This is a genomic window from Aliidiomarina celeris (assembly GCF_003316875.1).
In the GTDB taxonomy this organism is placed as follows: Bacteria; Pseudomonadota; Gammaproteobacteria; order Enterobacterales; family Alteromonadaceae; genus Aliidiomarina; species Aliidiomarina celeris.
Window position 1 is genome coordinate 12768 of sequence record NZ_QMIL01000001.1, and the last position, 23304, is coordinate 36071.

Annotated in this window: 18 protein-coding genes; 8 read left to right on the plus strand and 10 right to left on the minus strand. The window is 50.2% G+C overall.

Annotated features, from left to right (window positions below; translation table 11 throughout):
• The first annotated feature begins 2 nt into the window (after window positions 1-2).
• Together DQW12_RS00090 and DQW12_RS00095 are read left to right on the plus strand one after the other, a co-directional pair.
• Window positions 3-257, plus strand: coding sequence for a type II toxin-antitoxin system Phd/YefM family antitoxin (locus DQW12_RS00090; protein ID WP_009836585.1), 255 nt, complete (start codon window positions 3-5; stop codon window positions 255-257).
• Window positions 250-513: a Txe/YoeB family addiction module toxin gene (locus tag DQW12_RS00095; RefSeq protein WP_010318499.1), complete on the plus strand. Its 264-nt coding sequence runs from the start codon at window positions 250-252 to the stop codon at window positions 511-513. The genes DQW12_RS00090 and DQW12_RS00095 overlap by 8 nt, the downstream gene beginning before the upstream one ends.
• Window positions 514-637: 124 nt before the next feature.
• On the opposite strand, the gene DQW12_RS00100 is transcribed toward DQW12_RS00095, so the two are convergent.
• Window positions 638-3706: an AAA family ATPase gene (locus DQW12_RS00100; protein ID WP_113905687.1), complete on the minus strand. Its 3069-nt coding sequence runs from the start codon at window positions 3704-3706 to the stop codon at window positions 638-640.
• Window positions 3707-3715: 9 nt separating this feature from the next.
• Complete coding sequence (locus DQW12_RS00105; protein ID WP_113905688.1) at window positions 3716-4891, minus strand: exonuclease SbcCD subunit D; 1176 nt, start codon at window positions 4889-4891, stop codon at window positions 3716-3718.
• A gap of 152 nt (window positions 4892-5043) precedes the next feature.
• On the opposite strand from DQW12_RS00105, the gene DQW12_RS00110 reads away from it, so the two are divergent.
• Window positions 5044-5781: a hypothetical protein gene (locus tag DQW12_RS00110; protein ID WP_113905689.1), complete on the plus strand. Its 738-nt coding sequence runs from the start codon at window positions 5044-5046 to the stop codon at window positions 5779-5781.
• 83 nt (window positions 5782-5864) lie between these two features.
• Here the strand turns inward: DQW12_RS00110 and DQW12_RS00115 are convergent, their stop codons facing one another.
• Together DQW12_RS00115 and DQW12_RS00120 are read right to left on the minus strand one after the other, a co-directional pair.
• On the minus strand, window positions 5865-7064 hold the full coding sequence (locus DQW12_RS00115; RefSeq protein ID WP_113905690.1) for a DEAD/DEAH box helicase: 1200 nt from the start codon (window positions 7062-7064) through the stop codon (window positions 5865-5867).
• 78 nt (window positions 7065-7142) lie between these two features.
• Window positions 7143-7997 (minus strand): EamA family transporter, encoded by an 855-nt coding sequence (locus DQW12_RS00120; RefSeq protein WP_113905691.1) that lies wholly within the window; start codon window positions 7995-7997, stop codon window positions 7143-7145.
• A 228-nt stretch (window positions 7998-8225) separates the two neighbouring features.
• Here DQW12_RS00120 and DQW12_RS00125 point away from each other — a divergent pair, with 228 nt between their 5' ends.
• A complete protein-coding gene (locus DQW12_RS00125) occupies window positions 8226-8594 on the plus strand; it encodes a DUF3192 domain-containing protein (RefSeq protein ID WP_113905692.1) in 369 nt (122 codons plus the stop codon).
• A gap of 17 nt (window positions 8595-8611) precedes the next feature.
• Here DQW12_RS00125 and DQW12_RS00130 read toward each other — a convergent pair whose 3' ends face one another.
• The 4 genes from DQW12_RS00130 to DQW12_RS00145 are packed head-to-tail and all read right to left on the minus strand — an operon-like array spanning window position 8612 to window position 16575.
• The gene (locus DQW12_RS00130; protein ID WP_113905693.1) at window positions 8612-9160 is read right to left on the minus strand and encodes a YciI family protein; all 549 of its coding nucleotides are present in this window, start codon (window positions 9158-9160) and stop codon (window positions 8612-8614) included.
• On the minus strand, window positions 9157-12243 hold the full coding sequence (locus DQW12_RS00135) for an efflux RND transporter permease subunit (protein ID WP_113905694.1): 3087 nt from the start codon (window positions 12241-12243) through the stop codon (window positions 9157-9159). The genes DQW12_RS00130 and DQW12_RS00135 overlap by 4 nt, the downstream gene beginning before the upstream one ends.
• Window positions 12236-15511, minus strand: coding sequence for an efflux RND transporter permease subunit (locus tag DQW12_RS00140; RefSeq protein ID WP_113905695.1), 3276 nt, complete (start codon window positions 15509-15511; stop codon window positions 12236-12238). The genes DQW12_RS00135 and DQW12_RS00140 overlap by 8 nt, the downstream gene beginning before the upstream one ends.
• The gene (locus tag DQW12_RS00145; RefSeq protein WP_113905696.1) at window positions 15508-16575 is read right to left on the minus strand and encodes an efflux RND transporter periplasmic adaptor subunit; all 1068 of its coding nucleotides are present in this window, start codon (window positions 16573-16575) and stop codon (window positions 15508-15510) included. The genes DQW12_RS00140 and DQW12_RS00145 overlap by 4 nt, the downstream gene beginning before the upstream one ends.
• A gap of 297 nt (window positions 16576-16872) precedes the next feature.
• On the opposite strand from DQW12_RS00145, the gene DQW12_RS00150 reads away from it, so the two are divergent.
• Entirely contained in the window at window positions 16873-18168 is a 1296-nt protein-coding gene (locus DQW12_RS00150) for an O-acetylhomoserine aminocarboxypropyltransferase/cysteine synthase family protein (protein ID WP_113905697.1), read from the plus strand.
• 70 nt (window positions 18169-18238) lie between these two features.
• Here DQW12_RS00150 and DQW12_RS00155 read toward each other — a convergent pair whose 3' ends face one another.
• Together DQW12_RS00155 and DQW12_RS00160 are read right to left on the minus strand one after the other, a co-directional pair.
• Complete coding sequence (locus tag DQW12_RS00155) at window positions 18239-19024, minus strand: homoserine O-acetyltransferase/O-succinyltransferase family protein (protein WP_157957796.1); 786 nt, start codon at window positions 19022-19024, stop codon at window positions 18239-18241.
• A gap of 140 nt (window positions 19025-19164) precedes the next feature.
• On the minus strand, window positions 19165-20445 hold the full coding sequence (locus DQW12_RS00160; RefSeq protein ID WP_113905699.1) for a citrate synthase: 1281 nt from the start codon (window positions 20443-20445) through the stop codon (window positions 19165-19167).
• A 373-nt stretch (window positions 20446-20818) separates the two neighbouring features.
• Here DQW12_RS00160 and sdhC point away from each other — a divergent pair, with 373 nt between their 5' ends.
• The 3 genes from sdhC to sdhA are packed head-to-tail and all read left to right on the plus strand — an operon-like array spanning window position 20819 to window position 23304.
• On the plus strand, window positions 20819-21193 hold the full coding sequence (sdhC, locus tag DQW12_RS00165; RefSeq protein WP_113905700.1) for a succinate dehydrogenase, cytochrome b556 subunit: 375 nt from the start codon (window positions 20819-20821) through the stop codon (window positions 21191-21193).
• The gene (gene sdhD / locus DQW12_RS00170) at window positions 21187-21534 is read left to right on the plus strand and encodes a succinate dehydrogenase, hydrophobic membrane anchor protein (protein ID WP_113905701.1); all 348 of its coding nucleotides are present in this window, start codon (window positions 21187-21189) and stop codon (window positions 21532-21534) included. Before sdhC ends, sdhD begins: the two co-directional genes overlap by 7 nt.
• A complete protein-coding gene (sdhA, locus tag DQW12_RS00175) occupies window positions 21535-23304 on the plus strand; it encodes a succinate dehydrogenase flavoprotein subunit (protein WP_113905702.1) in 1770 nt (589 codons plus the stop codon).

A 23304-nucleotide genomic window follows, 5' to 3' on the forward strand; every position in this document is an offset into this window, starting at 1 on the left:
TTATGAGAATTGTATCTTTTACCGAAGCTAGAAATAGCTTGAAGAGCGTTTTGGATGCTGTTGTTAATGACGCAGATACAACCGTGATCACGCGTCGTGATTCTGAAGATGCCGTTGTTATGTCACTGGATTATTACAATAGCTTAATGGAAACGGTTCATTTACTTCGTTCTCCGGCAAATGCTGAGCACTTACATCGTTCAATTGCTCAGTTTAAAGCGGGTAAGGTGAGCCAAAGAGATTTAATCGATGAGTAGTCGTTTATTATCTTGGACTGATGAATCTTGGAATGATTATGTTTATTGGCAGACGCAAGACAAGAAAACACTTAAACGTATAAATAAACTCATCACGGATGTTAAGCGTTCTCCTTTCGAGGGCATAGGTAAACCTGAACCACTAAAAGAAAATTTATCTGGTTTTTGGTCGCGACGAATAGATGATACGAATAGGCTAGTTTATGCGGTTGATGATAGTGCTATCACAATCATTTCTTGCCGTTACCACTATTAATTTAGGCTTTATCGTCAGGCTGAGAATATCGTTCCTGCGTAAACCCTACGCTTAGGCACGACGCAAAAAACGCACCTACAGGAAACTGAGGTGCGTTTTTTTGTGGTTGTAAGAGCGCCGCTATTTAGCGTAAATGGCTGCCGCCTTGGCCGCGAACTACGTCTATGCGTTTGGTTATACGTTGTTTGAGTTCACTTACGTGCGAAATTATCCCTATGGTGCGGCCGCTGGCACGTAAGTTGGCGAGCACGTCGATGGCAAGGTCGAGCGCTTCGCTGTCGAGGCTGCCAAAACCTTCGTCAATAAAGAGCGTGTTTATTTTTATGCCGCCGGCGTACTGCTGCACCACGTCGGATAAGCCGAGCGCGAGGGCGAGTGCGGCCATAAAGCTTTCCCCGCCCGAGAGGGTGTTCACTTCGCGTTGCTTGCCGGTGTAACTGTCGCTGATCATGAGGTCGAGGCCGCCTTGTTGGCGTTGGTCGCCGCCATGGGTACGGCGCACTAATTCATACCGTTGTTGCGACATTTGTGCCAGCCGTAAAGAGGCTTCGCGTAGCACATCGTCGAGCAAAATAGACAGCACAAAGCGGTTAAGGCTTATGCGACCGGTGCGTGTGCCTGAAAGGGTGTCGGCTAAATTGCCAAGTACAGCGTAACGCTGCTCTAGATTGGCGCTTTCGGCTGCGCGGTTTTGGTAGTTTTGAATACTCTTTTGCAGTTCATTGTAGCGTCGGTCGAGGCTTAGCCATTCGTTATGGGCGTTGTTTTCGGCGCTTGCGGCGCTTTGTGTTGCCGCTGCTAATTGGGTTAAGTCGGGTTGTTCTTGCGCGCCAATGGCTTCTTGTTCTGCTCTAATATTACTGTTTACCTCGACCACTTTGTTGCGATAGGCGTCGTACTGCTGTTGTAGTTGTTCGGCTTGGTGCGGCGTAATGAGTGCAGCGAGGAAATGATCAAGATCGTCAAACGAGGAAGCCGCAAGCGCTTGTTGCCAGGCGTTTTCATGCTCGCTGAGCTGTTGTTTGGCGTTGTTCAGTTCAATGCTGGCGTTCGTTGCTATTGTTTGTGCTTGCTGTTGCTTTGTTTCTGCAGTTTTTAGCTGTAATTGTGCCTGATCAAACTCTTGTTTGAGCTGGTTACGTTGTTGCTCTCGCTGCTGGGCTTCCGCCTGCAAGCGCTCGATCGAGAGCGTGCGAAGCTCTCCTTGCGGGTCGAGTGTATGGAGCTGACTCTCGTTGCGCGCTTGTTCAGTTTGAGCGGTTGCTAGCTCGGCGCTGAGCCTAGTCAATTGCTGCTCTTGAGCGCTTATTTGGGCATTGAGTTCAGTTATTTTAGTTTCGGTGCTGGCTTCTGCTTCGCGATCCGCGTGCTGGGCGCGCTCAACGTCTGTGAGTTCCGTAAGTGCGCTTTGTAATTGTTCGCTGCTCACGTGGGCGAGTTCGCCCAGCGATTGGCGGAACTCGATCTGTGCAATTTCGGCGTTTTTAACTTCGCGTTCGGCTAAATTAAATGCATTTTGTGCCTTTTGTTCGGCGTTTCTTTTTTCATTTAAGTAGCTTTCGGCCTGATCAAGCTGCGCTTGGCTCACCAGTTCATGCTCCGCTTCTAGGTGAGCGGGAGCGGGGTGCTCGGTGCTACCGCACACCATGCAGGCTTGGCCGGGTTGTAACTTCTGGGCGAGCGCTTGTGCTTGTTCTTGGTACCAACGCAAGAATAGTTTATCGCGCTGGCTTTGTGCGTGCTCGGTGTCTTTTTTTGCCTGAGCTAACGGTTGCTGTGTGGCGGTAAGTGCATGCTGTTGCTCGGTCACCTTGGCGGCGAGCTGTGCTAGCTGTTGGAGCTGCTGTTGTTGGCTCTGTAGTTTTTGTCGCTGCGCTTCGGTGTTTTGGTGTTGTTTTATGCGGGCGCGCAGTTCTGTTAATGCGGTGGTTGCCGCGCTGTGTTCGGCTTTTAGCTGTAGTAGGGTGTTTTCGCCGGTGTATTGAGCTTTTTGTGCGCTTTCTACTGCCTGTTGGTTTTGGGTAATACGGGTAAGCAGTTGCTGTATTTGGCCAACGGTTTGTGCTTGCTTCTGTAGCTCTGGAATTTGTAAATTCAGTTGCTCAATTTGCGCGGGGAAGTCGGCTACGGCCTGTGCCTGCGCTTGCGCGTTTTGCGCTTCGTTATTGGCGTGCTCGGCGTTTTCTAATGCTTGCGTATGCAACGCGGTGCGGGTGTGTACTGCCTTTGTGCTTGCCTCAAGTGCTTGCCAGAGGGGCTGTAAATGCAATGCCTGTGCGTGGCTTTTTAGCTGCTGTTGAATAGCCTGCATGGGCTCTTGTTGCTGATCAAGCGACTGTTTAATGGCTTGGTAGGCAGCAAGCTCGCTAAAGCGCTTGGCAAGGGCTTCGGCTTTGGTGTATTGCGTTTGTGCCTGTTCAAGCACGGCACGCGCCTGTGCATGGGCGGCTTTAGCTGCGGCTAACGGCTGCTCTTGCTGTGCTAATGCACAAACTGCAGCTTCGATACTGGGCTGGCTCATGTCGGCAAGCTTTTGGTGTAACTCTTTATTGAGTGCACTGTAGTCTTGCTTAATTTGCTGCGCCCGCTGCGCTACGGCCTCTTCAATGCGCTTGAAGCGCTGTGTTTGAAATAGGCTTTCGAGTACCGCCTCACGATCAGCCGCCTTGGCCACCAATAACTCGCGAAAACGGCCTTGCGGCAACACCACAACCTGGCGAAATTGATCAAGGTTAAGGCCAAGTAATGCCTCAACTTGTTTGCTCACGTCGCCTACTTTATTGCCCAGTAATTCTGCGGTTTCCCAGTTTTGCGCCGCGCTTTCTGTGCTCGGCGTGAGACGATACAACAAGGCTGTGGCTTGCCGTGTGGTTTCGCCGCTGCCCCGTTTGGCCTGTACGGTTTGAGTGGGTTTACGCTCAAGCCGGTAGGTGTGTTCGCCGTAACTAAAAATAAACACTACTTCGGTTTCAGTTACGCTCGACGCGTGGTCGCAACGCATGTTTTGCCCGCTGCGGTCGCCGGTGGTACTGCCAAATAGAGCGAAAGTCATGGCGTCGAGCAGGGTGGTTTTGCCCGCACCGGTGGGCCCGTTAATAAGAAACAGCGGGTTTTCGCCGAGCGCAGTAAAATCGACCTTTTGTTCGTTTGCAAAAGGGCCAAAAGCGGTCATAGCAAGATAAATCGGTTTCATTTGTGGTTCCTATGCGCGTTTACTGCTGCGTTCGGTGTCGGTATTGTTTAACTCGGTTAACACGTTTTGCAGGATTTGCCGTTGCTCGTCGGTTAAATGTTCATTGTTCATGGCGTGATAAAAGTCGTTAATTATGTCCATTTCTGAGCGCGCCAGTTGTGCTCTACTACGTTCCGAGTTTGTGCTGCCTTCGTTGTTACGCACTTTCACCAAGTCGAGAATGTTGGGGTATACCTCACGCAGCGACGCCATGGGGTCGAGCAGCGCTTCTTTGTTGGTGAGTTTTACTTGCACGTAGTCGTGGTTGTTTGGATCTTTTTTGCCTTGCGCGAGCAAGTCGGCCAGTTCACCTTCAATAATGCGCACGTTGCGTTTCGGCTCTAGCGGCACATGTTCAATGTTGCAGCTTTGGTCGGCATGAAAAGAAACAATGCTCACCCCTTTGTTGTGGTTTACCTCGGAAAAGCTGTATTTCAGTGGCGAGCCGCTGTAGCGAACATGCGAGTAACTACGGTGTTGAGCCTGGTGCAAATGGCCGAGGGCGGTGTAGTGAAAGTCTTTGAATAAATCGGCGCTCACGCATTCGGCGCCGCCAATGCTGAGTGAACGTTCAGAATCACTTACACTCGCGCCGGCAATAAAACTATGGCTGATTACCACATGGGTGGCGGAGTGCGGGTAGTGGCGGGCAATGTGCTCGTGCAAGAGCTGGGTAACATGCTCTTGTGCGCTTTGGTGGTCGGTTGTTTTAACCTTGTAATACTGGTTCACATGCTCAGGATCACAATAAGGTATTCCCCAGATAACAAGGTCGGAGCCTTCAGCCTCTGAAAGAATAACGGGTTCAAGCAGTTGGTCGAAGGAGGTGAATAGGTGCAAACCACTGTGCTTCAGCAGGCTGGAGCCAAAACCAAGGCGCTGCGCGCCGTCGTGATTGCCAGAAATCATAATCACCGGAATATTATGCTCGCCAATAAGGGTGTTGAGTGTGCGGTCGAGTAAAGCAACGGCGTCTGCGGGCGGTAGGGCGCGGTCGTAAATATCGCCGGCCACAATAACGGCGCTTACTTGGTGGTTTACCGCCTGCTGAATAATTTCTTGCAAAATATAGGCTTGGTCGTCGAGTAGTGACTGCTGATTAAAAATGCGGCCTAGGTGCCAGTCGGAGGTGTGAAGAATTTTCATAATGCGCCCGTTTACTGTGCTATTTTTCAATGGTGCTTACTTTAACGGATTTAACCGACGAATCGTGTCGTTACCCAAAATAAAATAACGGCGCGACAGGCGTTGTCGGTTACCACACATAGAATTAGAAAAAAGCTGAGGAGGGCGCAAGCATGACATCTTTCGAATTTATTAAAGGAAAATACCCACAACTGTTTGAATTGGCGACTGACGCGGAGCGCTACGCGTCTATTGATCATTCAGTGTTTGTACTCAAAATTCGTCAGTTTTTAGAAATTTGGGCGCATGAGATTGACTATATTCACTCGCACGCGCTTGCCCTTGAAGAGTCGCTGTTCGAAAAGCTCAACCGCATGGAAAAGTGGCGTTATGTAAATGCCGAAACCATTACTATTGCCCACAACCTAAGAACACTGGGTAATTTGGGCGTGCATGTAGGCTTTGATGAAGAGCAGGGCTTTCGCCATACCGTAACCTTGACCGGGCACGACAAACAAGAAGCGTTAATTGGCTTGCACCGCTTGTGTTTGGCATTGCTCAACGACGAGGATCTCGCCCGCCACTATGGCTATGAGCCTTCCACCACGGCGGTTATCGACTCTATAGTGGCGGCTGCATTTTGGGGCGACGCGGAAAAGTGTTTGCGTATAGCCCAACAAATTCACAGTAACTTAAAAGACCGCTTGCGAAAGCCCGACTTTACGGTAGCAGATTTACAGTTTTGGTTAGAAAAAAGCTTGGCAAAACACTATGAACCGGCGCTTGAGTTCACCGCGAAGCTAGCGTTTGAAAGAAGCTACAGTCTGTTCGATTTCAATTATTTAGAGCGTACATTAGAGAAGTGCTTTCGCGACATCAAAACAGAAAAGTGCGGCGAAGAAAGGATCTAAGTATGCCAAGCAACTGCTCAACCAAATGAGCGGCCGCTATGGCCGCGCCTTTGGTTAGCTTTTTTCTTTGCTAAAAAAACGTATTAACGCCGTGGGCGGCGCGGTGGCCGTTGCCCACCCCGAGGTGGTGGTGGCGTTTTACCGGTGAGTTCTACCGGAGCAAAACCTGCGAGCTCTTTGCGTTCAATGGCTTGGCCAATTAACCGCTCTATGGCTTTTAAGGTTTTGAACTCTTCGTCCATAACCAGTGAAATGGCATGGCCTACTTGGCCGGCGCGCCCCGTACGACCAATACGATGTACATAGTCTTCTGCAACTTGCGGTAAGTCGTAGTTTATTACATAGGGTAGTTTGTCGATGTCGAGCCCGCGTGCGGCAATGTCGGTGGCGACCAATACTTGTACTTTACCGGCTTTAAAGTCTGCGAGTGCTTTGGTGCGTGCACCCTGGCTTTTGTTGCCGTGAATGGCTGCCGCCAAAAAGCCGTCGCTGTCGAGCTGTTTTACCAAACGGTTTGCACCGTGTTTGGTACGCGAAAATACAATAACTTGCGGTAAGTTGAGTTCGCGTAAAATTTGCATAAGCATGCGTGGTTTGTGGTTCTTCTCTGCCGCGTACATGACCTGCTCAATTCGCTCTGCTGTTGCATTTGGCGGTGCGACAGAAATTTCCACTGGGTTATTCACCAAGCTTTTGGCAAGGGTGCGAATGTCGTTAGAAAAGGTAGCCGAGAACATTAAGGTTTGCCGTTTAGCGGGCAATAGCTTAATGATTTTTTTTATGTCGTGAATAAAACCCATGTCGAGCATACGGTCGGCTTCGTCGAGCACTAACAGGTCGAGATTAGGGAAACGCACGGCATTTTGTTGGTATAAGTCGAGTAAGCGGCCCGGTGTGGCAACGAGAATGTCAACGCCTTTGCGGAGCTTCATCATTTGCGGGTTAATTTTCACCCCACCAAATACTACGGCGTAATTCATGGGTAAGTTAGCGCCATAGGTAGCCACACTTTCGCCAACTTGGGCGGCAAGTTCGCGCGTAGGGGTGAGAATAAGTACCCGCGCAGTATTCGCTTTGGCTCGCTCGCCGCCTTTGATCATTTCTAAAATAGGTAAAGTAAAGCCCGCGGTTTTACCCGTGCCCGTTTGCGCTGCTGCCATTACGTCGTTACCTGCCAGTACAGCAGGAATAGCTTGCGCTTGAATAGGGGTGGGTTCGGTGTAACCTTGGCGAGTGAGTGCGGTAAGAATTTCAGGGCATAGCCCGAGTTCTGAAAAAGTCATGTATAGGTGTACAACTCAATAGCGATATGAATTCGAAGGCGCCATTCTAACCTAGAACGGCGCAACACGCAGTTTTATTTATGCGGTGCTTTTTTGCGGCTGACACAACCAAACGGCAAAAAGAATAACGCTACCGCCCAATAAGAGTGAACCCCACTGCACATTTTGCCCCCACAGCAGGTAATTGACCAAAAGCCCCGCGGGTATAAGGGCGTTGTTCATGGTGGCCAGTTGGCCGATGTTCACTTTTTTGCTGGCGAGGCTCCACACCAAATAGCCAGCTCCGGAAGCACCAAGGCCAAGCCAAACTAACACCGCCCAATGGGTCGCCGTTGTGGGTAGCCTGCTCATATTGCCAAACAACAACATGGCAAGCCCGCTGATGAATAATGCGCCTAAGAAAAACAGCGCGTAATGCTGAATTTGTGTTGTAGTGTGGTTAGGTGCAATACGTTTATAGGCCACTTGGCCGAGGGCAAAGCAGAGGTTAGCGCCTTGAATAAGTAAGAAACCCGTTAAAAATTCAGTGCTCACGCCTTGGTAACGAATAATGCCGGCACCCACTACCGACAGCCCTGCGGCTAGCCACCAGCGTTTAGGTAGGGGTTTGCGGTTCAGTAGCCATTCGTCGATTAAGGTTATGTAAAGTGGCGTAAAAATGGTGAACAACAATACTTCGGCCACGGAGATATACAGGAAGGCGTGGTAAAGCAGTAAGTACATAATGCCAATTTGCACGGCGCCAATGGCCATGAGTTGCCACTGCAATTTGCGGGTGTGCTGGCTTAAACGAAGCATGGGGGCAAGGAGCAGAAACGCCAACAGCATGCGAATAAATACGGCTACATAGGCGTCGACGCTTGGTGCCAGTAACTCACCAATGAGGGAAAAGCTAAAGGCCCAAAGCACAGTAACAAGAATAAGGTAATGCACAGAAATACTCGCTGTAACAGGAAGAAAGCGCCGTTAGTGTAACGGTTAAACAAAAGGGGGTAAATGAAAGCGGGTAAATTCGCCAAACACACGAAAGATTAGCGAAAAGAACCACTAATGTATTTTGGTTTTTTTGCAAGTGGCTGTATTTAATAGGGTATTCAAGTTGGCAAGCAAATTGCTTTATTCGCGGTGTACTTTTTAATGTGACCAAAAGGAAAATAACAAATGAAGAAATTGGCTCTTGTTAGCGCGGGTGTATTGTCTTTAAGTTTGCTCACGGGTTGTATTGTTGTGGTTGACGGCGACAAACGGGTTGAAAACCAAAGTACCACTGAGCAACGTGAAGAAAGCAATAGAACGGCTATTGCTAACTTAGATTTAGGCAGTTCGCCGGCGGTGGTGCTGAATAAAATGGGAACGCCCGATTTCGACGAGCGAATGAACAACGGTGACGTGGAGTATCGTGTTTTGTACTACCGCACGCAGCGCGTGAAAGGCGACGGTATTACAACCAAAGACGAATGCACACCGCTGGTTTTTGCCAACGGAGCGCTGATTGGTTGGGGTGAAGGCAAGCTTGAATCGATTTGGTAAGCGTTTAAGCTCGAACGTTAAGTGCCGGGTGGTGCTGAAACTGGAGCAACGAGCTGTTGATGCAGCTCGTTGACATGTTTTAGCGCCGCTGAACCATACCAAGGATACATTTCAACGGTTAATCGACCCGCCTGCACTGCAGGATCTCGCGCTACGAGTTCCTCGGCTTCTGCCAACGTGCTTACATTCAAAATAAAAATTCCGCGATAATTACCAATGTTCGCCTCGTCGGTGGCGTAGAACGGCCCCGCAACAGCGAGCAGGCCTTCCTCCGCCAGTTGCTGTATATTTGCCATGTGGCCCGCTTGTAAGGCTTGAGCGCGTTCAGGGTTTTGATTGCGTTGCTCACCGGCTTTTAAAATAACCATGACATAACGGCTCATGCCCCATTGGTCTGCGCCCAGCTGCTCAGCCAGTTGAGCGTTGTAGGCAGGCTTCTGGGCCGTATTTTCACTTTGTGGTTGACCCTCGCTACCTTGCGCAGAACTGTGTACGTTTGTGCTGAATGTAAGCACAGTTAGCGTAAACGCACTGGCGAGCAGCGTTGTCGATAATCGAACTGTCATTTTTGCTCCTTTAAACGTAATCCGCTGGCCTGCCAAACGGCAGACCAATGACTACGCCAGTATAGTAAACGTGCATAAGCATGAGGTACAAAATACAGGCTGGTAAGGGTAGAAAACAACAGCCCTGAAATTATAGTAATGGCCATAGGTGCGTAGGGTGGGCCGTCGCCGCCGATTTGAGTGCTGCCCAAGGCCAACGGCAAGAGCCCAAGTATGGTGGTAGCCACGGTCATTAATATAGGCCGAACGCGCCGCGCTGAACCTTGTACTATGGCTTCTTCTAAACTGTAGCCTTCGTTCACCAGTTGGTTTATTTGGTCGACCAGCACAATACCGTTGTTCACGACAATGCCCATGAGAATAAGCAAGCCGATCAGTGCCATCATGTCGAGCGATGTGCCGGTAAACATAAGCCCCCAAAACACTCCAGTAATAGCAAGCAGGAGAGAGCCGATAACGGCGCTGGGTAGCAGTAGCGATTCGAACAGTGCGGCCATCACCATATACACTAAACACACGGCCAACAGCATATTCACCAGCATTACTTGGTTCTGTTGCTGCTGTTGGCGAAAACCGCCGTCGAGGGTCCATTGGTAACCGCTCGGTAAGTTTTGTTGGTTCATGACTGCGGTTATGGCGTTCCGTGCTTCGGGTAGCGTGATGTCGTTCATATTGGCAGAAATACGCAAGGCGGTTTGCCGATCAAAACGGTTAATTTGGTTGAGCCGTGGTACTTGCACGAATTGTGCAACTTGGTCGAGCTGTATCAGTTCATTGCCTTGGCGGGCAATGGTCATGGTGGCAAGGCGGTTTAGCTCGTGTTCGTACTGCTCGGGGTAAGTGGCCCGTATTCGCACGTCGCGTTCTGGGTTGTGACGAAACGAACGTAAGTTCGAGCCACGCAGGGCTGTGCTCACTAAGCTGGCAATTTGTTCCGTCGACAAGCCGTAGCGCTGGGCTTGCTCCCGGTTGACCACTAACTGCAGCTCGTCGGTGCTGTTCCCTGTGTCGGTTTGTACGTCTTCAAGCCCCGGAATTTGGTTGAGCAAGGGTATAAGATCGTTCGCTAAGGTTTGCAAACGTTCTGTGGAGCGACCGCGCAAGGTAATTTGCACACCTTGGTTGTCGCCACCCTGAAAACCAAAGCGCGGTCGGCTACGTGCCAGTGGTGGCATGTTTTCACGAATTTGCGCCTGAATGTCGGTAACGCTGAGGCTGCGCTCTTCTTTTAGCATGAGCGTAGATATTGCGTAACCGGGTGTGTAATAGCTGTATACGTCTTCCAGTTCAAATTGCTCTTTGTTGGCGTATAAATAGGCTTCTAAGCTGGCAACCTCAGCCGCCACTTCGCTTAACGCGTATTGCGATTGAATATCGTAGTCTATGAACAAACGGTTATTGTAAGCCGTGTCGGTTTGATTACTGCCTACTTGCGAGAAGGGCAGCGCGGTGCTGGCTAACACCACCAAAATAATGGCGGTAGTGGCGCGCGGGTGGCGGTAACCCCAACGTAGGCTTTTTAAATAACTGCGTTTGAGCCAGGAGTCTTTTATCGCTATTTGTTGTGGCTTTACTTTGAGTTTACTGAGCAGCAGCGGAATTAAGGTTTGCGCTATAAGCAACGAGGACAGCAGTGAAATACAAATGGCAACTGCAACGTGTTCAAGAAATACGGTAATTTCTTCGGTAGCGCCGAAAATATTGGGTAGAAATACAATTGCGGTAGTGAGTGTTCCGGCAATGATGGCCAGCGACACGCGCGAAGCGCCGCGCTCTACAGTGGCGGCATTGGGCATAAGGCCATTGGCCAATTCCTCTTCTTGCTCTTGGCGCACACTTTCGCTCACCACTACAGCATTGTCGATCAGCATACCCACGGCGAGCATAAGCCCCATCATTGAGAGAATATTTAGCGAATAGCCGAGTAAATACATGGCGCCCAAGGTTAGGCAAATGGCGATAGGCACCGACAGCACAATTACCAAGGTAAGCTTCCAGTCGCGCAAAAATGCAAACAAAATGGCAATAGACAGCAGTGCACCCACTAACCCTGCTAACAGTAAGTCGGACAGCGACGATGTAACACTCTCGGCGAGATTGTCCATCATCATTAATTGAATACCGCTAAATTCTGGAAGAGTAGAGGCTTCTTCAATAACACTGACTGCGCTGCGTGCTACGTCGACCAAGTTCGCGGTTGAGTCTTTGTACACGCTAATACCAATCGCGAATTTTTGATTAAAATGGCGGCCTTCTTTTTGTTCCGGAAGTTCGTAGCGAACGTCGGCGAGATCGCTGAGGCTTAGATAACGGGTAATGGGTAAGTTGCGAATGTCGTCAAGGTTCTGAAACTCACCATTTGGCGTAACACGAATACGCGCTTGGGCGGTTTCCATGTAGCCCGCTGAGCTGGAAAAGTTGGCACGGCGCAATTGTTGTAATACGTTGCGCTCGGTGAGCCCGGCTGCAACGATTTGCTCGGGGTTTAAACGAATAAGAATTTCTCGGGCTTGTACGCCGTATAGCTCAACTTTCGACACCCCTTGGGCGCGCTCTAAGGGTTGTTTAAGCTGGCGATTGAGTAAGTCCCAAGCGAGTGAAAGATCGCGGTCGCTGGAAATCCTTATTTGCAAAACTGGCATGTCGTCGGTGTTGAAGTGCAACACATACACGCGCTCTACGTCTGTTGGCAACTGACCGCGAACCGCTTCTACTTTTTCGCGCACTTCAATGCTGCGGGCGTTAATGTCTTCACTCCAACTAAAACTAAGCACAACAGTGCCGCCGTTTTCGCGGGAAAAAGAGCGTATTTCTTGAATGCCAGAAATAGTGGCCAACTGTTCTTCCAGTGGCCGCACAATTAACCGCTCCACTTCTGCGGGTGTAGCGTTGGGGTAGGGAACCTCTACCACCAGCTGCGGAATGTCGATAGTGGGAAACTTTTCGAGCGGAAGTAGCCGCGCCGAAGCCAGCCCGAGCACTAAGAACGCCAGAAAAATCATCCAAATGGTAACCGGCCGGCGCATAGCTAAGCGCGTGAGCGGCGCTGCGAAGTTACTCTCTTGTGCGTTCGGCTTACTCATGGCTCACTCCTCCGTGTTTGGCGCCCGCCGATGAGAACGACTTCATGTCGAACAATTGGTATACCACCGGTATAAACAGCAAGGTAAGTAAGGTTGCAAACAACAGCCCACTAATAACTGTAATTGCCATGGCCGAGGTAAGCTCGGCACCTTCTCCTAACCCTAAAGCGAGTGGTATTAAACCAAGCACAGTGGTGAGTGTGGTCATTAGAATAGGGCGTAAACGTTGTGCTGAGGCTTGGCGAATAGCACCGAGTTTGTCTACCCCTTCTTGGCGTAACTGATTGATCCGGTCGACTAATACAATGGCGTTGTTCACCACAATACCGGCCAGCATGATCAAGCCAATAAACACCACGACACTGAGTGGGGTTTGGGTAATCCAAAGTCCCAATACAGAGCCTGATGCCGCTAGGGGAACCGAAAACATAATAAGGAAGGGGTGACCGAAACTTTCAAATTGCGAAGCCATCACCAAATACACCAGAAATACCGCCAAAGCGAGAGCAAACAGGAGTGAGCGGTAAGAGGCTTCAAGCACTTCTCCTTGGCCGCCCACGCGTAATTCAATACCTGGAGGGGTAGAGAAATTGGCGAGTAGGCTTTCCAGTTCTGTTTGTGCATTGCGAATATTACCGTCGACCACGGCGAATTCTAGAATGGCAACCCGTTGTTGATTCACACGACTAATTTCGCCGGGCCCTGTAATGAGCTCAATATCGGCCACTGCTGAGAGCGGTAACTCGACCTCGGCGCCGGGGTTAATAATGAGCTGGCGCAAGGCTTCTGGGTTATTGCGAACGCTATCGGGTAGGCGCACACGAATATCGATTTGGCGGTCGTCGAGGCTGTATTTTGTGGCCACTGCGCCGCCAATTTTGTGGCCGATCACTTCGGCTACTTCAGGCGCACTCATGCCTGCAAAAGCCAGCCGTGCGTGGTCGAACTGAATACTTAGCTCGGGTTGGCCTTGTGCAATACCGGCACGAACGTCTTGTACATTCGGTTGTTGCTCAAGGAGTTCGGTAAGCCGAGCGGCCGTTTGCCGCAGGCGTTCGAGATCATGGCCCTGAACTTCAACGGTAAGCGCCATGTTGGTGTCGATAAGCGCCGGGAAGCCAATTTGCGTTTGTACATTCGGAATGCGTTGAATGCGGTTACGCACGGTGTCGATTAAGGCATTGTGTTGCTCGCTGGTTAGCTGCGCTTCAGTCACCACGTTAAGCCGGCCCCAATAGTCGCCCCCTTGTTTTGCCGACACCTGCATAAGGCTGCCGATACCGGCTACCGAGTAGGTGGTTGCAATGCCTTCGAGGTCGCTAAGTTGCTGGGCCATTTGCGTGAGCGTGGCGTCGGTCGCTTGTATGGGGGTGCCCCGAGGCATTTCAATGTCGATAAAAAATTCGCGCTGCTCCATGGGCGGAATCAGCTGCGTTTTGAGGTGCGGTAAGAGCAGAAAGCTGGCGCTTGTGATCACCACAAACAACATAAAGAAGGGTACTGGCGTTCGCTGAATGGAGCCTAGCGCCCGTTGTTGACCGTTCGAAAGGGCGTGAAGGCTCTTGTCGAAGCCGTTTAATAACGGGCGAGTGAGAAATACGGTGAGGCGAACCAGCAGTGAGCAAGCGCCGCGCAGCAATTTGAGCACGACCCGAGGCAAACCAATAAAAACTGCATAACGCAGCCAGGCTAGAGGCCAAAACACAACGCGCCAGCCGTGTGGGCGAGCGGGGGTGGCTAAGCCTGTTTCCACCAGAGCTGTGGTTTCGCTTGGCTCTTGGTTTTTACCTCGAGCCGCCAACATAGGAATAAGTGTAAGTGCAACCACAAGAGACGCAATGAGCGCAAAGGTAACGGTTAACGCTTGGTCGATAAACAGCTGACCGGCTAAGCCACTGACAAAAATAAGCGGTATAAAAACGGCGAGTGTGGTTAAGGTAGAAGCGGTAACGGCACTGGAAACTTCTTCGGTGCCCGCTACTGCCGCTTCGGTACTGGAGTCGCCGTCTGCTTTGCGGCGAGAAATGTTTTCGAGTACCACGATGGCATTGTCGACTAATAAGCCTACGGCTAATGCAATACCACCGAGTGACATAATATTAAGCGTTAAATTCGCCGAATACATAAGGAAGAAAGTGGCCACTACCGAAACCGGAATTGCAACAGAAATAATAAGGGTCGGCTTGAGCTGGCGCAGGAACAGCAAGATCACCAACATGGCCAATAAGCCGCCATAAACGGCGTTTTCTTTTACCGACGCAATGGCATTACGAATAAAATGAGACTGGTCGGTGAGAATAACCAGTTCATAGCCACTGGGTAATTCACTTTGTAGTTCCGGCAGGCGAGCGCGAATGGCGTCGGCTACGGTTACCGTGTTTGCGCCGCCTTCGCGGTATAAGTTGAGCTCAATGGACTCTTGCCCGTTTACGCGGCTAATGGAGGTACGATCTTTATTGCCTAAGCGCACTTCGGCAATGTCTTGTAGTTGAATTGGGGTGCCATTTACGCTGGTAATATAGATTTGGCGCATGTCGTTGAGGCTACGGAACTGATTAACGGTGCGCACCAAAAATTCCATACGGCCACTGCGCACGCGGCCACCGGCGTAGTTCACGTTTTCTTCGTGCAAGCGCTGGCTCACAAGTTGGGGAGAAATATTCAGTTGGCTGGTGATCGATTCGTTGATCAGAATTTGAACTTCGTCTTCTAAGCCACCGCCGGTGCGAACGGCTGCAACACCCTCAATACTTTCCATGTTGCGCTTGAGCTCTTCGTCGGCGAAGCGGCGCAGTTGTTGTAGGTTAGCGACGCTGTTTTGTGTGGCGCTGTTCTGGCTAGCGCTGAGGCCAAGCCGAACGATAGGCTCCATATTGGGGTCGAAGCGCAAGAGCAGGGGTTTTTCGATGTCAAGAGGAATAGGCACCATGTCGAGCTTTTCGCGCACTTCAATGGCGGCCATGTCCATGGAAGTACCCCAGGCAAACTCCATTACAATGTCGGACTGGCCAGCACGGGCATAGGAGGTCATGGCGCGAATTCCGCGTACTGTGCCTAACGACTCTTCTATTGGCCGGTTAATCAGTTGTTCTACTTCAGCGGGTGCGGCACCAGGATAAGCTGTGCGTACCGTAAGCGTGGGGTAGCTTAAATCGGGCAGTAGCGTGAGCGGTAAACGGCCCAGCGCCACTAAACCAAATAGGGCGACAGCAAGGGTGAACATAATAACGGTAACGGGGCGGCGAACCGCTACAGAAGCCATACTCATAGTTCGATAACCTCAACTTTTGCGGCGTCGCGCAGCATGGTGTGTCCGGTTACGATTAATTTTGCGCCAACGGTTAAACCTTCATTAATTTCAACCCAGCCGTTGTCGCTTAAGCCTGTGATGACTTCAATTTTTTGTGCAATACCGTCGTTTACGGTGAACACATGAGACTGATTGTCGGCTTGTATCAGTGCGTCTTGGGGAATGCGCACTACGTTGTTGCGCTCGGCATAGTGAATTTGTACGCGGGCAAACATACCTGAACGCAAATTGAAGTCGTTGTTGGGGACTTCAATCATTACCCGAAAGGTGCCCGATCCAGAGTCGATCACAGGACTTACTCGGGTAACTTGCGCAGATACAAAACCGGCTTGAGGGAGCGCTTGTAGGCTTATTTGAGCCGCTAGCCCGGGCTGAATGTGCGATAGCGCATGTTCAGGTAAGTTTACGGTGGCGCGGAGCGTACCGTTATTCACAATGTGGAAGAGCGACTCGGGTTGCCACGCTTGCACTAAACGCCCGGTACGTGCATGGCGTTGGGCGATATGGCCCGCAATGGGTGCACGAATAATGGTTTCTTCAAGGTCAATTTGGGCCAATTCTAGGCGCGCTTGCAGGCTGTCGAGTTGCGACTGCAGGCGTTCAATATTGTCGGCACTCACCATTTGCCGTTCTGCAAGTTGGCGGTGGCGCGTTAATTCTTGGCGAACATGGCGCAGCTCGGCTTCAATTTGGTCGACGGCAAGGGCGTAACGTGCCGATTCTAATTTGGCGAGGGGCTGGCCTTTTTCAACGTAGTCGCCTTCCTCCACGTGAATGGCTTCAAGTACGCCATTCACGCGGGCAATTACGTCGGTGCTGTCTTCCGCTTCAAGTACCGCGTTGGCAAGGTAAGTGGCACGCACTTGGCCGGTACTTACGTTAAGCACCTCAACGGGAACGCCTTTTTCTTCCGGTTCGGCTTCTTTACTGCTGTGCTCGGCACCCGCTTGGCTGCAGCCATTCAACGCCAGAACGAGCATGCCTGCAATTACACCGGTTGTAAGCCACTTTTGATTGAACATTTTTACTTCCCCCAACTGCCTAAATTTTCTGCTTAAACGAAAGTGGAATAACTTAGATAACCCACTTATTTAAAACGTTTGATTGCAGCTGCTATGCCAACTTTTTAATGTGAACCTAATCTATTGATTTAATTATGTTTATGGTTTTGATTGTATACTTTTAGTTCACTAACGAATGGGAGAATGCGTAAGGGTTGGTGAAATACGCTAATAAAATTAGTGAAATTTACAATTGACACCATAGATGTTTAGATGGCTAAATGTCTGTATGTCTAATTGATGCTCTGGAGTTTTTATATGTCTGAACACAGGTTACGCCTTGAGTCGTTAGCTTTACACCATGGCTACGAATCGGATCCCACCACTAAAGCGGCGGCGGTGCCCATTTATCAAACCACGTCGTTTACTTTCGACAATACGCAGCACGGGGCCGATTTATTCGACCTAAAAGTGGCGGGAAATATTTATTCGCGGATTATGAACCCGACGAACGCGGTGCTCGAAGCACGACTGGCCGCAATAGAAGGCGGCATTGGTGCGCTGGCACTCGCTTCCGGTATGGCGGCTATTACTTACACTATTCAAACCATTGCTGGGGTTGGCGACAATATTGTTAGCATTAGCCAGCTGTATGGTGGTACCTATAATTTGTTTGCCCACTCACTCCCCCAGCAGGGCATTACTACTCGCTTTGCCGACGCAAATGACGTTGCTGGATTGGAAGCATTAATTGATGATCGCACCAAGCTAATTTTTTGCGAATCGATAGGCAACCCAGCTGGCAACATTGTTGATATCGAAGCATTAGCAAAAATAGCCAACAAGCATGGTGTGCCCTTGGTGGTTGACAACACAGTTGCAACACCGGTGTTGTGCCGCCCCATTGAGCTCGGTGCTCATATTGTTATTCATAGTTTAACCAAGTATATCGGCGGCCATGGCACCACTGTTGGTGGCATTATTGTCGACAGTGGTAAATTCGACTGGGTTGCTCATGCCGCGCGTTTTCCCCAGTTAAATACCCCAGACCCGTCGTATCATGGTGTGGTGTATACGGAAGCGTTGGGAGAGGCAGCGTTTATTGGTCGCGCCCGTGTGGTGCCGCTGCGTAATACTGGCGCTGCGTTGGCTGCACAGAGTGCTTTCAATATCTTGCAAGGGCTAGAAACGTTGGCATTGCGGGTTGAGCGCCATTGTGACAACGCACAAGCTCTTGCCGAATACTTGGCGCAGCACCCCGCGGTTTCGTGGGTGAACTACGCGGGCTTACCCGATAATCAATATCATGAAATAAGCCATCGTATTACGTCGGGTAAAGCGTCGGGTGTTCTGAGTTTTGGCATTAAAGGCGGGCGCGAGGCAGGAGCGCGATTTATCGACGCGCTGCAGTTAATTCTGCGCTTGGTGAATATTGGCGACGCAAAGTCTTTGGCAACGCATCCGGCCAGTACCACCCATCGTCAGTTAAGCCCTGAGGAGTTGCAAAAAGCCGGCGTTTCGGAGGATTTGGTACGTATATCGGTGGGAATTGAGCATATTGACGACATAATCGCCGACGTTGAACAAGCATTGATACGATCTCAGACCTTATAACTCCAGAAAATCTGAGCAGGATGCGCGGCATTGCCGCGCTTACCCGTTGAAAGTTCCACCGCTGCGCTTTCTAGCTCGAAATACCGCTCAGCCAGTTGTTCATGATCTGAATACCAAACTGGCGCCATTCTCTGGTAAATTCCGTGAGCTGTGCAGCATTACTGAAATCCGCCTCAACGTTGACCGGGAGCACGGGATTTAAGCCATTATTCTGATCGCGCAGATATTCCTTCCATAAGGTGTCGGCGCTGTATTCTGGGTGCCCCAACAGGTAATAGGTGCCGTTACGCTGTGTGATCAGTGTTGGGCCTGCTTGCGCGGAGTCCAACTCAATCTTGAGTTCGATGTGGCTGCGGAGTGCTAACAGATTAAGTTGACCATATCGAGAGTGGGGGAGCATTAAGTTGCCGGCGGCCGAATGGTGTTCAAAGACACCACTTAGCTTTCTTGGCATTCGCGTAATTTCGATGCCGTATTGCAGATGAAGGGCGACATTCGCGGCCCAGCAGCTGTAAAAAACAGGTGTATTGCGCTGCGCAAGCAATTCAATAACAGACTTGAGTTCCGCAAGGTAGTGAATATCGGCTAAATTCTTTTGGCCCAGCGGGGCTCCAGTAATAATAAGCCCGTCGAGCGACTCGAGCGTGCTAAACGTGGCTGGAAAATAATAACGTTCTAAATAATCTGTTGGCGTGTTTTTTGGGGTATAGCTGGTGAGCTTGAGCAGTTGCAAGTTCACCTGCAACGCACCGGGTGCTATTAATTCAAACCACTGCTGCTCCGTTTCTTCTTTATTGGGCATTAAATTTAATAAGCCAATGCGCGGTGCTGCGTTATGCTCCGTTGAATGAGGCATATGTGCGGCAAATTTTTGTGAGGGGGTTGTTAAAAACAGCGCCATGCAGAGTTTGGATTCAGTGAGAATAGGACATAAAAAAGGCTAACTTATTTAAGTTAGCCTTTCCATTAAAATTCACGTTCGAACGTGCAGATTTGTTACTTTTTCAAAGGTGAAAAATTGCGTTTTGCTTCACCAGTGTAGAGCTGGCGTGGACGACCGATTTTCTGGGTCGACTCGCTCAGCATTTCATGCCAGTGTGAAATCCAGCCCACTGTGCGAGACAGGGCAAAGATAACCGTGAACATGCTGGTTGGAATGCCGATGGCTTTTAAGATAATGCCTGAGTAGAAATCTACGTTCGGGTAGAGTTTCTTCTCAACGAAATACGGGTCTTCCAGCGCAATACGCTCAAGTTCCATGGCTACGTCGAGTAATGGATCTTGAATATTGAGCTCTTTCAGTACTTCGTGGCAGGTTTCACGCATAACTTTGGCGCGCGGATCAAAGTTTTTATAAACGCGGTGACCAAAGCCCATGAGGCGGAACGGGTCGTTTTTGTCTTTGGCTTTGGCAATGAACTCAGGAATACGGTCAACAGAGCCGATTTCGTCGAGCATGACCAAACAGGCTTCGTTCGCACCGCCGTGAGCAGGGCCCCACAAAGACGCAACACCTGCAGCGATACAGGCATAAGGGTTAGCCCCTGAAGAGCCGGCTAAACGCACGGTAGAAGTAGACGCGTTTTGTTCGTGATCCGCGTGCAAAGTAAAAATACGGTCCATTGCTTTGGCAATGATGGGGTTCACGTTGTAGTCTTCGGCTGGTACTGAGAACATCATGTTGAGGAAGTTTTCAGAGTAGCTCAGGCTATTTTTTGGATACACAAACGGCTGGCCAATGCTGTGCTTGTAGCACATGGCGGCAATCGTTGGCATTTTTGCCACAAGGCGATAGGCACTGCGAATGCGTTGGTCTGGATCGGCAATGTCGAGGTCGTCATGATAGAAGCTCGACAACGCACCCGTTACCGCGCATAGCATGGCCATAGGGTGCGAGTCGCGGCGGAAGCCATTGAAGAAATTATGCAAACCTTGATGCACCATGGTGTGCTTGGTAATGGTGTCGCGGAACTTGCTGTATTCGTCGCTGTTTGGTGCTTCACCATGAATAAGCATGTAGCAAACTTCCAGGTAGTCTGCTTCAGTTGCCAGCTGCTCAATAGGGTAGCCGCGGTGGAGCAAGATACCTTGGTCACCGTCGATATAAGTGATTTTTGATTCACATGAGCCTGTGGCGAGGAAACCCGGGTCAAAAGTGAAATAACCGTGTTTGCCTAATGTACGGACGTCAATTACGTCATAACCTGCGGTTCCAGACAGGATTGGCAGCTCGACAGTAGTGCCGTCGACTTGCAAAGTGGCCTTTCGGTCAGCCATAAGGAGATCTCCTTGCTTTCGTTGCATCTCGGGTAAAAAAGTGCGCTAGTTGTACTTGATCCGACCAGTGTTTGTCAATTTTACGTAAGGTGTATGACGTTTATTTGACCAGCTCGGAAAGAATGAGCTGAAATTACTGCGCGCGTGATCTGTTGCTGCTCTATAACGTACAAAAGTTAGATTCAGTTCACCTCAGCTTTCGTTTAATACTTTAGTCTAAGTTGGACTGTATCGTTGAAAATTTGAGCAAAAACTACTGTTTTTTATGCAGTATCGGCTGCAATTGGAAGCGGTTTTGCCATTGTATTTATTGGCTCTGTTGAATATACTTGGCGCACCGACATCCATTGCGTTTTAACAGAAGGCAACAGTGGTGAAAAAACAAAGACCTGTAAATTTAGAACTGAACACCATCAGTTTTCCTCCATCGGCGATTGCATCGATTCTTCATCGTGTGTCTGGCGTAATTATGCTAGTGCTCGTTGGCTTGTTAGTGTGGTTGCTTTCTACTTCTTTATCTTCTCCTGAAGGATTCGCAAAAGCGCAATCGGTGATGTTTCATCCCGTTGTGAAATTTGTAATCTGGGGCTTCTTGACAGCCTTGGGCTATCACTTGTTGGCGGGTTTACGCCACATGGTGATGGACATGGGCTATTGGGAAGAGTTGGATTCAGGTAACACCAGCGCGAAAGCGATTGTAGTGTTGGCTGTAATTCTCTCTGTGCTAGCAGGAGTTTGGTTATGGTAAAAGTTGCATCTACTTTTGGTCGTAGCGGAACGCACGACTTTATTCTTTTGCGTGCCAGTGCCCTTGTTATGGCTGCTTTTGCAGTGTTTCTTGTGGTTTGGTTGGTTTGCAACCCCGGCGTAGACTACGCAGGTTGGGTGAGCTTGTTTAGTGGTATGGGTATGAAAGTGTTTACCTTGCTTGCGCTAACAGGGCTCCTTATTCACGGTTGGATTGGTATTTGGCAAGTGCTTACCGATTACGTGAAATGCTCAAAGCTTCGCGGTGTTATTCAGTACATCGTGGTTTTGGCGCTTGCAGTGTACTGGTTCACCGGCTTATTCGTATTGTGGGGTGTGTAAGTGAGCAAGTTAAAAGAACTCCAATTTGACGCAGTAGTGATTGGTGCGGGTGGTGCAGGTATGCGCGCCGCATTACAAATTTCTCAAAACGGCATGACCTGTGCGCTTATGTCGAAAGTATTCCCAACGCGCTCGCACACGGTATCTGCCCAAGGTGGTATCACCGTTGCGCTTGGTAATGCGCACGAAGACAACTGGGAATGGCACATGTTCGACACCGTGAAAGGTTCGGATTATATCGGCGACCAAGACGCCATTGAGTATATGTGCAAAACGGGCCCAGAAGCGATTTTAGAGCTCGAGAACATGGGCTTGCCTTTCTCGCGCTTTGAAGACGGCCGCGTGTATCAGCGCCCATTTGGTGGTCAGTCGAAAGAATTCGGCGGTGAGCAAGCAGCGCGTACAGCAGCCGCGGCAGACCGCACTGGCCACGCGTTATTGCATTTGCTTTATCAGCAAAACGTAAAAAACAAAACAACCGTATTTTCCGAGTGGTATGCCCTTGATTTGGTGAAAAACCAAGACGGTGCTGTAGTGGGTGTAACCGCTATGGATATCGAGAGTGGCGAAACCGTGTTTGTAAAAGCCAAAGCTGTTGTGTTAGCTACGGGTGGTGCAGGGCGTATTTATGCGTCGACCACGAACGCTCATATTAACACCGGTGATGGCGTGGGTATGGCGTTGCGTGCAGGCGTGCCGGTACAAGACATGGAAATGTGGCAGTTCCACCCCACCGGTATTGCCGGTGCGGGTACCTTGGTAACTGAAGGGTGCCGTGGTGAAGGTGGTTACCTGTTAAATAAAGACGGTGAGCGCTTTATGGAGCGTTATGCGCCGAATGCCAAAGACTTGGCTGGCCGCGACGTTGTTGCCCGTTCGATGATGACCGAGATTCGCGAAGGCCGCGGTTGTGAAGGCCCTTGGGGTCCTCACATTAAACTGAAGCTTGACCACTTAGGCCGTGACGTGTTGGAAAGCCGTTTGCCGGGCGTTTGTGATTTAGCCAAAACCTTTGCGCATGTAGACCCAGCGGAAGAGCCTATTCCAGTTATTCCAACCTGCCACTACATGATGGGTGGTATTCCCACCGACGTGAATGGTCAAGCGTTACAAATTGACGCTCAGGGTAAAGCAACACCAATTCCAGGTTTGTTTGCCTGTGGTGAGATTGCGTGTGTGTCTGTGCATGGCGCGAACCGCTTGGGCGGTAACTCGTTACTCGACCTCGTGGTGTTTGGCCGTGCAACCGGCTTGCATTTAGGCGAAGCGTTGGCGGCAAACACTGAGTCACGTGAAGCGAGTGCGTCGGACATTGAGCAAGCAATGGCTCGTGTGAATCGCTGGAACAACACTCAAAAAGGTGAAGACCCAGTACAAATTAAGAAAGACCTGCAACAATGTATGCAGTTGAACTTCTCGGTATTCCGTGAAGGCGACGCTATGGCTGAAGGTCTAGACCAGCTTCGTGAAATTCGTGAGCGTTTGCAACACGCACGCTTAGACGACACCAGTGCAGAGTTTAACACCCAGCGTATTGAGTGTTTAGAGCTCGACAACTTAATGGAAACCGCGTTCTCTACAGCGGTGTCTGCAAACTTCCGTACGGAAAGTCGCGGTGCTCATAGCCGTGCAGACTACCCAGAACGTGACGATGAAAAATGGTTGGTGCACACCGTTTACCGCCCTGAAACTGAAGGCATGGTAACGCGCGAAGTGAATATGCAGCCGAAGCTGCGTGAAGCATTCCCGCCGAAAGCGCGGACTTACTAA

What these genes read in the sequence shown, in the direction of transcription:
- DQW12_RS00150 (WP_113905697.1), top strand. Translation starts at nt 16,873, where the DNA reads ATGTCTGAACACAGGTTACGCCTTGAGTCGTTAGCTTTACACCATGGC.
- DQW12_RS00100 (WP_113905687.1), bottom strand. Translation starts at nt 3,706, where the DNA reads ATGAAACCGATTTATCTTGCTATGACCGCTTTTGGCCCTTTTGCAAAC.
- DQW12_RS00110 (WP_113905689.1), top strand. Translation starts at nt 5,044, where the DNA reads ATGACATCTTTCGAATTTATTAAAGGAAAATACCCACAACTGTTTGAA.
- DQW12_RS00090 (WP_009836585.1), top strand. Translation starts at nt 3, where the DNA reads ATGAGAATTGTATCTTTTACCGAAGCTAGAAATAGCTTGAAGAGCGTT.
- DQW12_RS00095 (WP_010318499.1), top strand. Translation starts at nt 250, where the DNA reads ATGAGTAGTCGTTTATTATCTTGGACTGATGAATCTTGGAATGATTAT.
- DQW12_RS00135 (WP_113905694.1), bottom strand. Translation starts at nt 12,243, where the DNA reads ATGAGTAAGCCGAACGCACAAGAGAGTAACTTCGCAGCGCCGCTCACG.
- sdhD (WP_113905701.1), top strand. Translation starts at nt 21,187, where the DNA reads ATGGTAAAAGTTGCATCTACTTTTGGTCGTAGCGGAACGCACGACTTT.
- DQW12_RS00105 (WP_113905688.1), bottom strand. Translation starts at nt 4,891, where the DNA reads ATGAAAATTCTTCACACCTCCGACTGGCACCTAGGCCGCATTTTTAAT.
- DQW12_RS00115 (WP_113905690.1), bottom strand. Translation starts at nt 7,064, where the DNA reads ATGACTTTTTCAGAACTCGGGCTATGCCCTGAAATTCTTACCGCACTC.
- DQW12_RS00125 (WP_113905692.1), top strand. Translation starts at nt 8,226, where the DNA reads ATGAAGAAATTGGCTCTTGTTAGCGCGGGTGTATTGTCTTTAAGTTTG.
- DQW12_RS00160 (WP_113905699.1), bottom strand. Translation starts at nt 20,445, where the DNA reads ATGGCTGACCGAAAGGCCACTTTGCAAGTCGACGGCACTACTGTCGAG.
- DQW12_RS00145 (WP_113905696.1), bottom strand. Translation starts at nt 16,575, where the DNA reads ATGTTCAATCAAAAGTGGCTTACAACCGGTGTAATTGCAGGCATGCTC.
- DQW12_RS00140 (WP_113905695.1), bottom strand. Translation starts at nt 15,511, where the DNA reads ATGAGTATGGCTTCTGTAGCGGTTCGCCGCCCCGTTACCGTTATTATG.
- DQW12_RS00130 (WP_113905693.1), bottom strand. Translation starts at nt 9,160, where the DNA reads ATGACAGTTCGATTATCGACAACGCTGCTCGCCAGTGCGTTTACGCTA.
- DQW12_RS00155 (WP_157957796.1), bottom strand. Translation starts at nt 19,024, where the DNA reads ATGCCTCATTCAACGGAGCATAACGCAGCACCGCGCATTGGCTTATTA.